This is a genomic window from Pseudoxanthomonas japonensis (assembly GCF_043632995.1).
Classification (GTDB): Bacteria; Pseudomonadota; Gammaproteobacteria; order Xanthomonadales; family Xanthomonadaceae; genus Pseudoxanthomonas_A; species Pseudoxanthomonas_A japonensis.
Window position 1 is genome coordinate 902,547 of sequence record NZ_CP171632.1, and the last position, 13,483, is coordinate 916,029.

16 protein-coding genes are annotated in these 13,483 nt (G+C 68.0%); 10 read left to right on the top strand and 6 right to left on the bottom strand.

Features of this window, described 5'->3' with window-relative positions; all coding sequences use genetic code 11:
* Window positions 1-3 precede the first annotated feature (3 nt).
* Together ACGHX3_RS03990 and ACGHX3_RS03995 are read left to right on the top strand one after the other, a co-directional pair.
* Window positions 4-633, top strand: a complete 630-nt coding sequence (locus tag ACGHX3_RS03990; RefSeq protein ID WP_394696472.1) for a Hemin transport protein — start codon at window positions 4-6, stop codon at window positions 631-633.
* A 13-nt stretch (window positions 634-646) separates the two neighbouring features.
* Window positions 647-1,597 carry a DUF6607 family protein gene (locus tag ACGHX3_RS03995; RefSeq protein WP_394696473.1) on the top strand — a complete coding sequence of 317 codons (951 nt, stop codon included), beginning with the start codon at window positions 647-649 and terminating at the stop codon, window positions 1,595-1,597.
* A 97-nt stretch (window positions 1,598-1,694) separates the two neighbouring features.
* Here ACGHX3_RS03995 and ACGHX3_RS04000 read toward each other — a convergent pair whose 3' ends face one another.
* From ACGHX3_RS04000 to ACGHX3_RS04010, 3 genes are read right to left on the bottom strand one after another with little or no spacing between them, the layout of a single operon-like run.
* A complete protein-coding gene (locus ACGHX3_RS04000) occupies window positions 1,695-2,876 on the bottom strand; it encodes a PDZ domain-containing protein (RefSeq protein WP_394696474.1) in 1,182 nt (393 codons plus the stop codon).
* A 28-nt stretch (window positions 2,877-2,904) separates the two neighbouring features.
* Window positions 2,905-3,615: a hypothetical protein gene (locus ACGHX3_RS04005; protein WP_394696475.1), complete on the bottom strand. Its 711-nt coding sequence runs from the start codon at window positions 3,613-3,615 to the stop codon at window positions 2,905-2,907.
* Complete coding sequence (locus ACGHX3_RS04010) at window positions 3,608-4,171, bottom strand: RNA polymerase sigma factor (protein ID WP_394696476.1); 564 nt, start codon at window positions 4,169-4,171, stop codon at window positions 3,608-3,610. Before ACGHX3_RS04010 ends, ACGHX3_RS04005 begins: the two co-directional genes overlap by 8 nt.
* Before the next feature lie 122 nt (window positions 4,172-4,293).
* On the opposite strand from ACGHX3_RS04010, the gene ACGHX3_RS04015 reads away from it, so the two are divergent.
* The 5 genes from ACGHX3_RS04015 to gcvH all read left to right on the top strand — a co-directional run bounded on the left by ACGHX3_RS04015 (window position 4,294) and on the right by gcvH (window position 7,875).
* Complete coding sequence (locus ACGHX3_RS04015) at window positions 4,294-5,259, top strand: SPFH domain-containing protein (protein WP_162339283.1); 966 nt, start codon at window positions 4,294-4,296, stop codon at window positions 5,257-5,259.
* A gap of 1 nt (window position 5,260) precedes the next feature.
* Window positions 5,261-5,692, top strand: a complete 432-nt coding sequence (locus ACGHX3_RS04020; protein WP_162339282.1) for an NfeD family protein — start codon at window positions 5,261-5,263, stop codon at window positions 5,690-5,692.
* The gene (locus ACGHX3_RS04025) at window positions 5,693-6,208 is read left to right on the top strand and encodes a hypothetical protein (RefSeq protein WP_394696477.1); all 516 of its coding nucleotides are present in this window, start codon (window positions 5,693-5,695) and stop codon (window positions 6,206-6,208) included.
* A 64-nt stretch (window positions 6,209-6,272) separates the two neighbouring features.
* Window positions 6,273-7,394: a glycine cleavage system aminomethyltransferase GcvT gene (gene gcvT, locus ACGHX3_RS04030; RefSeq protein WP_394696478.1), complete on the top strand. Its 1,122-nt coding sequence runs from the start codon at window positions 6,273-6,275 to the stop codon at window positions 7,392-7,394.
* Between the two features lie 85 nt (window positions 7,395-7,479).
* Window positions 7,480-7,875 carry a glycine cleavage system protein GcvH gene (gcvH, locus tag ACGHX3_RS04035; protein ID WP_162339279.1) on the top strand — a complete coding sequence of 132 codons (396 nt, stop codon included), beginning with the start codon at window positions 7,480-7,482 and terminating at the stop codon, window positions 7,873-7,875.
* Between the two features lie 362 nt (window positions 7,876-8,237).
* On the opposite strand, the gene ACGHX3_RS04040 is transcribed toward gcvH, so the two are convergent.
* Window positions 8,238-8,360 carry a hypothetical protein gene (locus tag ACGHX3_RS04040; RefSeq protein WP_394696479.1) on the bottom strand — a complete coding sequence of 41 codons (123 nt, stop codon included), beginning with the start codon at window positions 8,358-8,360 and terminating at the stop codon, window positions 8,238-8,240.
* Window positions 8,361-8,862: 502 nt separating this feature from the next.
* On the opposite strand from ACGHX3_RS04040, the gene ACGHX3_RS04045 reads away from it, so the two are divergent.
* Together ACGHX3_RS04045 and ACGHX3_RS04050 are read left to right on the top strand one after the other, a co-directional pair.
* On the top strand, window positions 8,863-9,309 hold the full coding sequence (locus tag ACGHX3_RS04045; RefSeq protein WP_162339277.1) for a hypothetical protein: 447 nt from the start codon (window positions 8,863-8,865) through the stop codon (window positions 9,307-9,309).
* Between the two features lie 115 nt (window positions 9,310-9,424).
* Window positions 9,425-9,961: an SRPBCC family protein gene (locus ACGHX3_RS04050; RefSeq protein WP_313929313.1), complete on the top strand. Its 537-nt coding sequence runs from the start codon at window positions 9,425-9,427 to the stop codon at window positions 9,959-9,961.
* 48 nt (window positions 9,962-10,009) lie between these two features.
* Here the strand turns inward: ACGHX3_RS04050 and ACGHX3_RS04055 are convergent, their stop codons facing one another.
* Window positions 10,010-11,422 carry a serine hydrolase domain-containing protein gene (locus tag ACGHX3_RS04055; RefSeq protein WP_394696480.1) on the bottom strand — a complete coding sequence of 471 codons (1,413 nt, stop codon included), beginning with the start codon at window positions 11,420-11,422 and terminating at the stop codon, window positions 10,010-10,012.
* Window positions 11,423-11,608: 186 nt separating this feature from the next.
* Between ACGHX3_RS04055 and ACGHX3_RS04060 the strand changes: the two genes are divergently transcribed.
* Window positions 11,609-11,752, top strand: coding sequence for a hypothetical protein (locus ACGHX3_RS04060; RefSeq protein WP_162339274.1), 144 nt, complete (start codon window positions 11,609-11,611; stop codon window positions 11,750-11,752).
* A 33-nt stretch (window positions 11,753-11,785) separates the two neighbouring features.
* On the opposite strand, the gene ACGHX3_RS04065 is transcribed toward ACGHX3_RS04060, so the two are convergent.
* Window positions 11,786-13,429, bottom strand: a complete 1,644-nt coding sequence (locus ACGHX3_RS04065) for a GMC family oxidoreductase (protein WP_394696481.1) — start codon at window positions 13,427-13,429, stop codon at window positions 11,786-11,788.
* Window positions 13,430-13,483: the final 54 nt, after the last annotated feature.

Sequence of the window (13,483 nt, forward strand, 5' to 3'; positions counted from 1 at the left end):
GCCATGGCGACGCTGCGCGCGCTGCCGGGCACCCTCAGCGGCATATCGTCGGATGCATTCCCCGCGACCGCGCAACTCGCGGCGCTGGGACCGGTGCTGTGCCTCTATCGCACGCAGCAGGGCAGTGAGCTTGCTGGCTGGCAGCAGGCGGTGCGGGTGGAAGCACGCACCGGCGTCGACAGCGACGGGCTGGACGAACGCCTGCTGTTCTTCGACGCGCAGGGACGCTGCTGCTGGCGCCTGTGCCTGTTGCCGGACAGCGACTTCGTCGCGTGGGATCGCCTGGTCGCCTCGCTGCCCGCGGGCAGCGACGGGGAAGTCGCCGGCCTCGCCGATCGCCTGTGGCAGCGGCTCGCCGGGCGCCTGCTTGGCGGCCAGTGGCGCGCCTGCGCGCTGCAGCTGCACGCAGTACCACGGCCGGCATCGTTGCCGGTGCTCGCGGCCAGTCTGTCGCTGATGTCGCCGCTCGGCATCGCCACCGCACAACGTATCGCCCAGGCCGAAGGCGCCGACCTGGAAAGCGGGCTGCACGACTGCTGCTGCGAGCAATCGTCCCGTTTCGCCGCCGGCGCGCACCTGGAACACCACAACGAGGCGGGCGACAACGTCGTGCCGCTGATCCGACTCAAGTAAAGAGAGCGCCACCATGAAGAAGCCGGTCGCCATCGCGCTGTCCGTCCTGATCCTCCCTTTGTCCACGTCCGTGCTGGCCGCGGATCCCGCCCGTGACCGCCAGTCCATCCTGGCGATGCAGGGCGACTACACCGTCGATTTCGCCTTCGACGAAACGATCCTGTTGCAGCCCGGCTACGAACGCCAGGCGGCGATGCGCAGCGGCGGCGACGAGATGGTGATCGTCGTCGAGGACACGCCCACGCGCATCGTGCTGCAGCACATCCTTGTGGACGCGAAGAGCGGTCACGTGACCAAGCACTGGCGGCAGGACTGGTTCTACGAAGCGCCGACACGCTTCGAATTCACCGCCGACCAGACCTGGCACGTGCGGACGATCCCGGCCGACGCCACCCGTGGCGCATGGACGCAATGCGTCTACGAAGTCAGCGATGCGCCGCGCTACTGCGGCACCGGACGCTGGGACTACACCAACGGCGTGGCCACCTGGACCAGCGACCTGAGCTGGCGGCCGTTGCCGCGCCGCGAGTACACCAGGCGCAGCGATTACAACGCGCTGTCGGTGGTCAACCGCCACACGTTGACCCCGAACGGCTGGACGCACGAGCAGTTCAACACCAAGGTGCTGCGCAAGCCCGACGGCACGCAGGTGGAACTGGTGCGCGAGTTCGGTTTCAACGACTACCTCAAGACCACCGAGGTCGACTTCACGCCTGCGCGCGACTACTGGCAGGCCACCGCCGGCTACTGGGCCAAGGTCCGCGCGCACTGGGACCGCTTCCTGTCGAAGGCGCCGGGCGTGCACCTGAAGACCAAGGTCGACGGCATGGCGATGATCATCCCGCTGTTCACTCAGGCGGGTGACGTGCAGGAAGGCAAGCCGGTGGCGGATGCCGACATCGCGAAGGTGTTCGCGGACTGGGTGGAGGCTGCACCGGCCGAGCCGGCGCGCGCATCCCGCTGAGCGTTCTCTCCGGCACACGGACGTGCCTTCTTCAAAAAAAGACCCCCGCGCAGGCGGGGGCAGGGGATTCATGCGGTCTCTCTTCTAATAATGCGTGTCAGAGCAGGGCGCCGCCCTTGCCTGCGGGAGGTGCAGGCGGTGCAGGGGGTGCGGGAGACTGCGGGGCGTCGCCGATGCCGTCCTCGAAGGTCTGCACCCTTCCGTCCTGGTCGATGATCATCACGCGGCGCTTCTCGACGATGGCAGGTGCCTGACCCACGCCGACCGCGACATGCGGCTTGACGGTGACCCGCGAGGTCGCGGGAAAACGGAAGGCCGCCGCCTTCGGTACCGACACCGTGCTGGTCCGCACCTGGCGATCGCGCAGGTACTCGACGGTGACCTTGGCGTCTTCGGACTTGCCGCGCAGGACCTGCGTGACGTCGCGCGGCGTCGTCACCGGCGTGCCATCCACCTTCCGGATCACATCGCCCGCCTGAAGTCCCGCGAGTTCATCGCCGACCGACAGGACCAGCACGCCGGCATCGGTGCCGAAGTAGCGGCCCAGCGTGGCATCGACGGTCGCCAGGTTGAGGTTGCTCCAGCGGAAGGCTTCGGCCAGCGCCGGCAGTCGGCAGTCATCGCCCTTGCAGTCGCCCAGCTTGCCGAGCTGCCGGAGCTCGCGTTGCACCTCGGGGGAGATGACGTTGGTGATCTCGTCCAGCGGCACCGGTATGCCGTCGAGCTGGGGCATGCCGCCTTCGCCGCTGCGGATGAAGACGCTGCGGGGCCCGGTGGCGCTGAAGGCGATGCGCGGCGACACCTGCGTCGGGGTGACGTCGGCGTCGTGCGCCTTGCCGTCGCGCTGGTAGGTGACCCGCACGGCCGTATCGACCTTGAGGCTGGTCAGCAACTGGCGGGCATGCGCGACGCGTGCCTCGGCGGTGTTGCCGTCGACCGCGGTGCCGGCCACGCGCAGCAGGCGGTCGCCCGCCTTCAATCCGGCCTTGGCCGCGCCGCTCTCCGGCGTCACGCCGGTGATGCGCACGCCGGCCGCGTCGTCGCCGGACAGCAGGACGCCCAGTCGGGGGCGGCTCACGATCAGGTGGTCGATGTTGGCCGGCGCAGGGAGCCCACCGGCGTCCCGCGACAGTTCGGCCACGCGCTTGGCTGCGCGTTGCAGGTCGGCGCGTGCGTCTTCGAGCTCTTTCTTTGTGGCGGTCTCGTTCTGCTGCGCCAGCACCGGCACGGGCGCGACCAGCGCGAGGACCAGCAGCGGACGGGAAAGGGGCTTGAGCATCGGGAATCTCCTCGTTGCGTGTTCGGAATCAGTAGATGGCGGTATCGGCGTCGTCGTTCAGCGCGACCTGCCAGCGCTGGGTGGCTTCCACACCGGTGAGCTGGCGCAAGGTATCGACGCGCTGCTCCCATAGCGCCGTGCGAGCCATGTCCGGCAGCGTCGGCTGCGACAGCGCCAGGTCGATGTGGGTCACCTGCTCCTGCAGCTCGGCGCTGATGGCAAGGGCGGCAACGTTGCCGGTCCCGCTGTCGGGCAGGTGTGCGAGGACGGCTTCGAGTCGCGCGGATTCGGTGTACAGCGCATCGAGCCTGGCGGGTGCCGGGTCGCGCACGGCCCGTGCGGTGGAGCGGACCGACGCCGGCGCCCGTGCGACCGTCGCCGGTGCGACATCCGCACGCACGGCGGACGCGGGAGGCATCGCATCGACGGCGGGATCCAGGGGTACGTCGGCGGGCGCGGGCGTCGCGATCGTCGCCACGGGAGCGGCGCGTTGCAGCGGCGGCGGAGTGGTCTGCACGGCCCGCCAGTGCATCAGCGGGATCACGGCAGCGAAGAAGGCGGTCGCAGCCAGCGCCAGTGCAGGACGTCGCCAGCGGGCGCGCCGGACAGTGGCACGCGCGGGCGGCAATGCCGCGGCGAGGCGCTGCCAGCTGCCTTCGGGTGGCGCTTCGAGTGGCATGGCGCCGAACGCCTCGCGCCAGTCGCGCGGTGCCGGATCGCGGGTCAGGGAGTCAGGCATGGACGGGTTCCTCGATCTGCAGCAGCGCCCGCAGTCGACGGGTGCCGCGCGACAGCTGCGACTTGGAGAAGCTGGGCGTGCGGTGCATCAATGCAGCGATCTCGTCATGGGTGTAGCCCTCGGCGTGGTACAGCCACAGGACGCTGCGGGTGGAGGACGGCAGCCCGTCGAGTGCGCGCTGCAGCAGGGCGGCATCGGCCGCGGCCCACGGCGGCAGGCCGCGGTCTTCCGGCAGGTCGTCCTCATCCACCGTGATTTCGCTCACCAGCCGTCTCTGCCTACGCAGCCGCAGCAGCGCCTCGTTGACGGCGATCTGGCGCAGCCAGCCCCAGAACGGGCAATCGGCGCGGTAGTCCGGCAGATGGTTGAACAGTTTCAGCATGGTGTCCTGCAGCACGTCGCCGGCCTCCTCGCGGTCGCCGCAGATGCGCAGCGCCAGCGTGAACACCGGCCGCTCGAAACGACGGTAGATCTGCTCGAACGCCTCACGGCAGCCGGAGCGCGCACGGGCGACCAGGCTGTCGGGAACGTCGATGGCGAACTGCGATCGGCTCAAGCGGGGAGATTCTTCGGGGTTCTGAAGACAAGGGATGCAGCGGAAGGCAATACCGTCGCAGCGTCGGGGAAGTTCCCGCTGGCCGTCCTATAATCCGGTCAAACACAAGGGGAGGGCGCAACATGGATTTCGGTCTTTCGACATTGCTGGTCGCGGCGGTGGCGCTGTTCATCGTGGTGACCTTCTTCAAGGGCGTCCGCGTCGTCCCGCAGGGCTACGAGTTCACCGTCGAGCACTTCGGCAAGTACACCCACACCATGTCGCCGGGGCTGCACTTCCTGATCCCGTACATGCAGAGCATCGGCCGCAAGGTCAACATGATGGAGCAGGTGTTCGAAGTGCCCTCGCAGGACGTCATCACCAAGGACAACGCGGTGGTGAAGGTGGACGGCGTGGTGTTCTTCCAGGTGCTGGATGCCGCCAAGGCCGCCTATGAGGTTTCCAGCCTGGACCAGGCGATGATCGCCCTGGTGCAGACCAACATCCGCACCGTGATCGGTTCGATGGACCTGGACGAATCGCTGAGCCAGCGCGAAACCATCAACGCCAAGCTGCTGGGCGTGGTCGACCACGCCACCAGTCCGTGGGGCGTGAAGGTCAACCGCATCGAGATCAAGGACATCCAGCCGCCGCGCGACCTGGTGGACGCGATGGCCCGGCAGATGAAGGCCGAGCGCGACAAGCGCGCCTCGATCCTGGAAGCCGAGGGCGCACGCCAGTCGGAGATCCTGCGCGCCGAAGGCGACAAGCAGAGCGCGATCCTGGAAGCCGAGGGCAAGCGCGAGGCCGCCTACCGCGAAGCCGAGGCGCGCGAGCGCCTGGCCGAGGCCGAAGCCAAGGCCACCGAACTGGTGTCCAACGCCATCGCGCAGGGCGACGTGCAGGCCATCAACTACTTCATCGCGCAGAAGTACGTGGAGGCGTTCAAGGAACTGGCCACCGCGCCGAACCAGAAGTTCGTGCTGATGCCGATGGAAGCCAGCGGCATCATCGGGTCCATCGCCGGCATCGCCGAACTGGCCAAGGGTGCGCTGGACAAACAGCAGGCCGCCGCGCCGTCCCGTCCGCCGCGCGTGCCGGGAGGCTGACATGAGCGTCAAGTTCGCGTTCTGGGCAATCGCGGCGCTGGTGCTGTTCGCGGCCGAAGCGATGGCGCCGGGCGCCTTCATGTTGTGGTTCGGCTTCGCCGCGGTGGCGATGGCGGTGGCGGTGTTGCTCGCCCCCGGTCTCGGCTGGCTGGCGCAGGCAGTCCTGTTCTCGGTGCTCGCGGTGATTTCGGTGGCGGTCTACCGCCGCTGGTTCCGCGGCAAGGGTCGCCAGAGCGACAAGCCGCTGTTGAACCGGCGCGCCGAGCAGCTGGTCGGTACGGTGGCCACGCTCGACCAGCCCATCGAGGGCGGACGCGGCCGGGTCAGGATCGACGATGCGTTCTGGACGGTGGAAGGCGCCGACCTTCCGCTGGGCACGCGCGTGCGGGTGATCGCGGTGAACGGCATGACCCTGAAGGTGCAGGAGGCGTAGGTGGGCGCAACGGTGCGGGCATGGGCGCTGTCGATGCTGGCGCCGTTGTCGGTGGCTGCGGCGGACCTGGTCGGCAAGGTGATGCCGCCGTATCCCGCCGGCCTCGACGAGCTGGGCGGAAGCTGCGTGTCCGACTCTGCCGATCCGGCGCATGTCTGCGACTACTCGATCGGCGTGCTGGCCGCGCCGGCCCCCGGCACCGGTGGCGAACCCGTCCCGCGCTTCGTGGTCGCCGGCCAGTTCGCCGGCCGCGACGGCGACCGCGCGCAGTGGCGCATCACCGACGCCCTGCCGTATCCGGCCGGGCGCAGCGGTTACTACCTGCAGTTCGGCACCTGCCGCGTGAACGGACGCGACGATCCGCGGGTGGCCGCGATCGTGCGCCAGCACGACACGTCGACGGAATGGCTGGAGGACGTCGCCTGGGCTGGACGGCTGCGGCTGCCCGATGGCCGCTTCGACGTGCTCGAGGCGCGCACGGTGGATTGCGTCAACGAGGCCTACTACGGCCTGTAATCGCGGCGCACCGCGCTGGTGCGTTCTGGGATAATGCGCCTCTTTGTCCGTCCCGGAAGCCGCCATGACCCAGAAGACCATCCTCAACGACACCCATCGCGCGCTCGGCGCCAAGATGGTCGACTTCGGCGGCTGGGACATGCCGATCCACTACGGCTCGCAGATCGAGGAGCACCACCAGGTGCGTCGCGATGCCGGCATGTTCGACGTCAGCCACATGACCGTGGTCGACCTGCGTGGCCCGCGCACGCGCGAGTTCCTGCGCCGGCTGGTCGCCAACTCGGTCGACAAGCTGCAGAAGCCCGGCAAGGCGCTGTACACGGCGATGCTCAACGAGCAGGGCGGCGTGATCGACGACCTGATCATCTATTTCCTGGCCGAGGACTTCTTCCGCCTGGTGGTCAATGCCGCCACCCGCGAGAAGGACCTGGCATGGATCACCGCGCAGGCAGCCGCGTTCGACGTACAGGTCGCCGAGCGTCCCGACTACGCCATGGTCGCGGTGCAGGGTCCGAGCGCGCGCGCGCGCGTGCACGGCCTGTTGCGCGAGGAGGACCGCGCGAAGGTCGGCAAGCTGACCCGCTTCGCCGCCGCCGACGCCACCAGCATCGACGGCGTGCCGCTGTTCGTCGCCCGCACCGGCTACACCGGCGAGGACGGCTACGAGATCGTGTTGCCGCAGGCGCAGGCTGTCACGTTCTGGAACGCGTTGCTGGACGCGGGCGTGAAGCCCGCCGGCCTCGGCGCGCGCGACACGCTGCGCCTCGAGGCCGGCATGAACCTCTACGGCCAGGACATGGACGATACGGTGTCGCCGTACGAGGCGGCGCTCGCCTGGACGGTGTCGCTGGACGAAGGACGTGCCTTCACCGGCCGTGCCGTGCTGGAGGCGCAGAAGGCCTCCGGCGCATCGAGGCAGATGATCGGCCTGGTGATGGACGAGAAGGGCGTGCTGCGCCACGGCCAGAAAGTGCTCACCGCGCACGGCGAGGGCGAGATCCTGTCCGGCACGTTCTCGCCGACGCTCGGCAAGGCCATCGCCTTCGCACGCGTGCCGGCCGGCGACATTCCGCTCGGCACTGCCGGTGGCGTGCGCGTGGACATCCGGGGCAAGGAGGTGCCGGTGCGCGTGGTGAAGTTCCCGTTCGTGCGCGATGGCCAGGCGCAGCCCGGCGTCCTGGAATGAACCGCGACGGCATGCCTTCACCTTCGTCTTCCTCCGCTAAACTATCTTTCCCTACCCGACCCCTGACAGCGATACGGAGCACCCCATGAGTGAGATTCCTGGCGATCTGAAGTTCCTCAAGTCCCACGAATGGGCCCGCGTGGAAGCCGGCGGCCGCGTCACCGTCGGCATTTCCGATCACGCGCAGGGTCTGCTCGGCGACCTGGTCTACGTCGAGCTGCCCAACGTCGGCGACCGCATCGAAGCCGGCAACGCCAGCGCGGTGGTGGAGTCAGTCAAGGCCGCGTCCGACGTCTACAGCCCGATCACCGGCAAGATCGTCGAGGTCAACGCGGCGCTGGCCGACAAGCCCGAGACCATCAACGAGGACGCGTACGGCGAAGGCTGGATCTTCGTGATCGAAGCCGAGGAGCCGGACCAGCTCAACGAGCTGCTGTCGCCGGACGACTACGCCGAGCTGATCGAAGACGAAGACCACTGAGGCATTCCCACAGGCGGTCCCCAGGCGGGGAACCGGCGATGGCGGAACGACGTTCCGTCGCTGCCGGTTCCCCGTTTCGTTTACGGCGCGGAGCAGCGCGCTTGCCGAAGCGCGTCGTCGTGCCGTCGGTGCGGTGGCCGACGAACGGCAAAGTGGAATGCGGGGCACGCAACGGACGTCGCCGAAGCGCGCGTCGTGCCGCTCGAAGAAGAAGGCGGACGTCCGCTTCCATGTCGACGACGCGGTATCGAAGTGGGCGATGCACCGCCGGACGAGGGGAAATAGTTTGCGCAAATCGGCGCAGTCGGGCTTGTGCGACGCGAAATCCGACGCCCTGCCCGAAAGTTTTTTTTAGGTACTGTTCAAGCCGTTGGCGCGCGTTCGGACAGGTGACAGGCGATCGTTGCATGGTCGTCCGCGAACGCGCCGCGCGCCGTCGCCAAGAAAAAAAAGCGCGTTTTACCGATGTTTTTTTTCAGGCGCATGTCTTTCGTTCGCGTTGGACGCTTCGGCAGTCGCCATCGCGCCGCCGTCGCCGTCGCCGTCCGGCGCAGGCCAGCGGCACCTGCCTCGAAAAAAAAGTTGCGCGCAGGTGTTGACACCTGAAAAAACCGTGATTAGGTTTCGCCCCAAGCAGCGCTTGCTGCGGAAGCGAGTGAGTCGAATCAACACGACAGCGCGAGAGACAACCCAGCCCATCGTCCGCACCCAGATTGCGGCGGACGCAGGACTCGCTTCCCCCGGAAAAACGCAACGCGCCTCCTTCATCGCACCCGTGTCGCCCGGCGACGCGGGTGTTTTCGTATTTGTAGGGGGCCGGGTTTCGCACGCCCGGACCCCTGGGGAATCCGCATCGCCGCGCGTGTCGCGACGACGGCTGCCGACGGGTCCGACTCCCGCGGCGTTTCTTGCAGCTGGGCCTGCCTCCGGGCAGATGTGCTGTAACCAGACGTAAAAATCCATAGTTCACTGACGAGGAGCCATCACATGGCAACGAAGAAAGCTGCGAAGAAAAAACCGGCCGCCAAGAAGGCCGCCAAGAAGGCCACCAAGAAGGCGGCTGCGAAGAAGACCGTGAAGAAGGCAGTGAAGAAGGCTGCCAAGAAGGTCGCCAAGAAGGTCGCCAAGGCCAAGAAGGCGGTGAAGAAGGTCGCCAAGAAGGCCGCCAAGAAAGTAGCCAAGAAGCCGGCGAAGAAGGCTGCCAAGAAGACCACCAAGAAGGCCGCCAAGAAGTCCGTGAAGAAGGCCGCCAAGAAGGTCGCCAAGAAGCCGGCGAAGAAGGCTGCCAAGAAGACCGCGAAGAAGGCTGCCAAGAAAGTAGCCAAGAAGCCGGCCAAGAAGGCCGCGAAGAAGGCCGCCAAGAAGCCTGCCAAGAAGTCCAAGAAGAAAGCGGCCCCCGTCGCGCTGCCGGCCACCCCGGCTCCGCTGATCTAAGCCAACCCCGATTACACGTAACACCATGGACTCTCTCCCTGTGCCCAGCGGGGGGGGAGTTTTTTTATGGGCGACCGGCTAGGCTGCCGGTTCCCGGATGCCGAGGAGGCAGCGCATGAAGTTCATCAGGTGGGTGCTGGCGGCGATCGCCGTGCTGGGCGTGGTCTTCGTGGCGGGCGGGTTGCTGCTGCCGTCGACGACCCATGTGGAGCGCAGCGTCGTCATCGAGCGCAGCCCGGCGCAGGTCTTCGCCACGCTCGACTCGTTCGAGCGCTTCAATGCCTGGTCGCCGTGGGCCGAATACGATCCGCAGGCGACGTACACCTTCGAAGGCCCGGCGCGCGGCGTGGGCGCGCGCATGCGCTGGGTAGGCAACCGTGCGGTCGGCAGCGGAAGCCAGGAGATCACCGCCAGCGAACCGCACCGCCGCATCGCGGTGGCGCTGGATTTCGATGGCAGCCAGGCGCAGGCGAGCTATCTGCTGGCGCCGGAGGGCCAGGGCACACGCGTGACGTGGGCGTTCGACAGCGTGCACGGATTCAACCCGTTCAAGCGGTGGCTGGGCCTGCTGTTCGACCGGATGATCGGGGCTGACTACGAGAAGGGGTTGGCCAAGCTCAAGGCCCTGCTCGAGCAGGACCCGCAAGACTGACGTCGTGGCGTGCGGCGGACTGGCGCCCGCCGCTGCGCACCGCGGGGTTCAGCGCGGCGAAGCGGTGCCGCGCTGCGAGGACGTACCGCTGTCCTTGCTGCCGTTGGCGGGCATGGTTTCAGGCGACTCGGCCAGCAGCAGGTCGTAGTCCGCAGGCGTTTCCACCCACGGCTGGCCCGGCAGGCCCATCGCGCGATCGAGGATCGTCGGCAGCAGGCCCGAGGGCAGCGAACTGTCGCTGTTCCAGACCAGTGCCACGCCCAGGTCCTGCCCGGGCACGAGTGCGACCAGGCCGCGATAGCCCTGCACGGCGCCGGCGTGGAAGACGACCTGCTGGCCCGCGTAATCGAACACGCGCCAGCCCAGCGCATAGCTGGCGGACTGGATGCGCTCGCGCCGCCAGCCGCCGCGCATCTCGCCCGGCGTGGTCACCACCGGCGCATGCAGCGTCGCCAGCAGCGGCGCAGGCAGCACGTCGGGACGATGGCCCGTCTGCGCGATCAGCCACTGCGCCAGATCGCTGGCGCTGGCGTTGACGCCCGCGGCGGGCGGCAGACGGTAGTAGGTCGGCTTCGGCGTCAGCGACACCCAGCCGTTGCGGCTGCGCACGTGCGGCCGCGCCCAGCGCGTGCTGCCCTGGATGCCGGCCAGGCCCATGCTCGCGTCGTTCATGCCCAGCGGCTTGAAGATGCGGCGATCCACCGCCTGGTCGTAGAAGGTGCCGGACGCGGCGAATACCACGTCGCCGATCAGGCTGAAGGCGACGTTCTGGTAGGCGTAGCACTCGCCCGGCGCGCACTTCAGCGGCGCATAGGCGAGCTTGCGGGCGACGTCGTAGTACTCGGCATTCGCTTCGATGTCGCGGTCGAAGGCGTTGTGCGCCTGCAGGCCGACGCTGTGGCTCAGCACGTCGGCGACGGTGACGTGCGAGGTCGCGTTGGCGTCGCTCAGCTGGAACCCCGGCACGAACTGGTTGACCTTGCTGTCCCAGCGCAGCGACCCGTCCTGCACCATCAGGCCGGTCAGCGTGCTGGCGAAGGCCTTCGACAGCGAGGCCAGGCGGAACACCGTGTGCGAATCGACCTGCTGCGGGTTCACCACGTCGGTCACGCCGTAGCCACGCGCGCTGAGCACACGGCCATTGTGGACGATGGCCATTGCCAGCCCCGGCACGCGCTGGCCGACGGTCAGGTGCTCGGCCATCGTCTCGAACGCGCGCACGTCGAACCCGGCCGCGAGCGGCTGGATGTTCTGTTCCGCCAGCGAGGTGCGGTAGGGGCGTGGCTGCGTCGGCGACACATAGGACGACACGTTGGCGGTCGCGACCGCGTCCGCGCTCTGGCTGGCCGTGGTCCACCGCAGTGGTGTCTGCGCGGTGGACGAGAGCGTCAGGGGCAGCAGCAGGCCGACCAGGCCTATCCGGTAGCCATGCAGCGATCGGCGGCTTTTCTTCTGTTTCATCGTGCGTGGCGCCTGCGTGGGTTCGTGCCGTCCAGCGATCATAACGCCGCTTTTTTCCATTGCACAAACAGGGAGAAGTTCCGTGCCCATGTTGTTCATCCTGTTGCTGATTACGGGTGTGGCGTGCGTCCCATTTCGTGGGAGGTTCGCCGCGTTCATCGGTCCGTGATCGCGTGGAATGCGTTCATGAATGCATTCATCCAGGCTATGCAAATTCTGCGCCGAAGCGCGATCTTCGCGTTGCATGGTGATGCGCTGGCACGGGGATCATCGCTGGGGCGTATTCAGCTGGAATGCCTGAACGCGCGCGATGTCGCGCCCTCTTCATGAGGGCGATGCATGCCTGGCAGGTTTGCTGCAGCGTCAGTCCGCGGTGGCGAGGGCGGGCGTCGTGGCCTTGACGTGCAGGTCGCCGCCGGACAGCGGTGGCATGCGGCGGATCAGGTCCGAGGCGCGCTCGGCGATCATGATCGTGGGCGCATTGGTGTTGCCGCCGATCAGCGACGGCATCACCGAGGCGTCGATCACCCGCAGACCGTCCACGCCACGCACGCGAAGTTGCGGATCGACCACCGCCGCTTCGTCATCGCCGATCCGGCAGGTGCCGACCGGGTGGTAGACGGTCTCCGCCTTGGCGCGGATGAAGGCGACGAGTTCCGCATCCGAGAGATCGCTGCGCGCGGGATGGATCGGTGCACCGCGGTAGGCGTCGAACGCCGGCTGGGCGAACACTTCGCGCGACAGCCTCGCGCACTCGACCATCATCTTCAGGTCGAAGCCGTCCTGATCGCTCAGGTAGTTGGCCTCGATGCGCGCATCGGCGCGTGGATCCGCGCTGGCGAGCAGGATGCGGCCGCGGCTGCGCGGACGCAGGAAGCAGGCATGCAGGGTGTAGCCATCGCCGGGCAGGCGGTGGCGGCCGTGGTCGTCGAGCATGGCCGGTACGAAGTGCATCTGGATGTCGGGCCGGTCGTCCGGTGCCAGCGGCGAACGCACGAAGGCGCCGGCCTCGGCGATGTTGCTGCTGCCCGGGCCGCTGTGCCCGCGCAGGAAGTAGTCGAACGCGGTCTTCAGCTCGCTGGTGCGGTCATAGGTGACGCGCTGGGTGCTGTGCTGCAGGGTACAGATGTCGAGATGGTCCTGCAGGTTGCCGCCGACGCCCGGCAGCGCATGCCGCACGCTGATGCCGGTCTGTTCGAGATGCTCCGGGGGGCCGATGCCGGACAGCATCAGCAGCTGCGGCGAATTTATCGCGCCGCCGCTCAGCAGCACTTCGCCGGTGCAGCGCGCGATCACCTCGTGGCCGCCGCGCGCATAGGCCACGCCGACCGCGCGCCCCTTCTCCAGCAACACGCGGCGGACCAGTGCGCCGGTGACGACGTCCAGGTTCTGGCGGTTGCGCGCGGGGTCGAGGTAGGCGACCGCCGACGAGCAGCGCGCGCCCTCCTTCTGGGTGACCTGGTACAGGCCGAAGCCGGCCTGCGTCGGACCATTGAAGTCGCCATTGCGCGCGAAGCCAGCCTGCACGCCGGCCTCGATGAAGGCGGCCGACAGCGGGTTCGTGTAGCGCAGGTCGGACACGTACAGCGGGCCGTCGCCGCCGTGCAACGCGTCGGCGCCACGCGTGTTGCGCTCGGCGCGGCGGAAGTAGGGCAGCGTGCTGGCCCAGTCCCAGCCGTCGGCACCGGCGTTTGCCCAGTCGTCGTAGTCCTGTGGCACGCCGCGGATGTAGCACATCGCATTGATCGAACTGGAGCCACCCAGCACCTTGCCGCGCGGCCACCACAGGCGACGATTGTCGAGCTGCGGCTCGGGCGCGGTGTCGTAGTTCCAGTTGACGCCCTTCTGGCCGACCAGCTTGGCCAGGCCGGCGGGCATGTGGATGAAGGGATGCCAGTCGCGTGGGCCGGCTTCCAGCAGCAGTACGCGGCAGGCAGGGTCTTCGCTCAGGCGGTGGGCCAGCACGCAGCCGGCCGAACCGGCGCCCACGATGATGTAGTCGTACACATGCTGCCCTGTTCCGAAGTCGACCGAACCTAGCGGCGGGGGATAGAGCAAATG

Coding starts and splice junctions, on each gene's coding strand:
- ACGHX3_RS04000 (WP_394696474.1), bottom strand. CDS start 2,876: ATGCTCAAGCCCCTTTCCCGTCCGCTGCTGGTCCTCGCGCTGGTCGCG.
- ACGHX3_RS03995 (WP_394696473.1), top strand. CDS start 647: ATGAAGAAGCCGGTCGCCATCGCGCTGTCCGTCCTGATCCTCCCTTTG.
- ACGHX3_RS04015 (WP_162339283.1), top strand. CDS start 4,294: ATGGATTTCGGTCTTTCGACATTGCTGGTCGCGGCGGTGGCGCTGTTC.
- ACGHX3_RS04060 (WP_162339274.1), top strand. CDS start 11,609: ATGAATGCATTCATCCAGGCTATGCAAATTCTGCGCCGAAGCGCGATC.
- ACGHX3_RS04055 (WP_394696480.1), bottom strand. CDS start 11,422: ATGAAACAGAAGAAAAGCCGCCGATCGCTGCATGGCTACCGGATAGGC.
- ACGHX3_RS03990 (WP_394696472.1), top strand. CDS start 4: ATGGCGACGCTGCGCGCGCTGCCGGGCACCCTCAGCGGCATATCGTCG.
- ACGHX3_RS04005 (WP_394696475.1), bottom strand. CDS start 3,615: ATGCCTGACTCCCTGACCCGCGATCCGGCACCGCGCGACTGGCGCGAG.
- ACGHX3_RS04040 (WP_394696479.1), bottom strand. CDS start 8,360: ATGCGCCTGAAAAAAAACATCGGTAAAACGCGCTTTTTTTTCTTGGCG.
- ACGHX3_RS04050 (WP_313929313.1), top strand. CDS start 9,425: ATGAAGTTCATCAGGTGGGTGCTGGCGGCGATCGCCGTGCTGGGCGTG.
- ACGHX3_RS04020 (WP_162339282.1), top strand. CDS start 5,261: ATGAGCGTCAAGTTCGCGTTCTGGGCAATCGCGGCGCTGGTGCTGTTC.
- gcvT (WP_394696478.1), top strand. CDS start 6,273: ATGACCCAGAAGACCATCCTCAACGACACCCATCGCGCGCTCGGCGCC.
- ACGHX3_RS04045 (WP_162339277.1), top strand. CDS start 8,863: ATGGCAACGAAGAAAGCTGCGAAGAAAAAACCGGCCGCCAAGAAGGCC.
- gcvH (WP_162339279.1), top strand. CDS start 7,480: ATGAGTGAGATTCCTGGCGATCTGAAGTTCCTCAAGTCCCACGAATGG.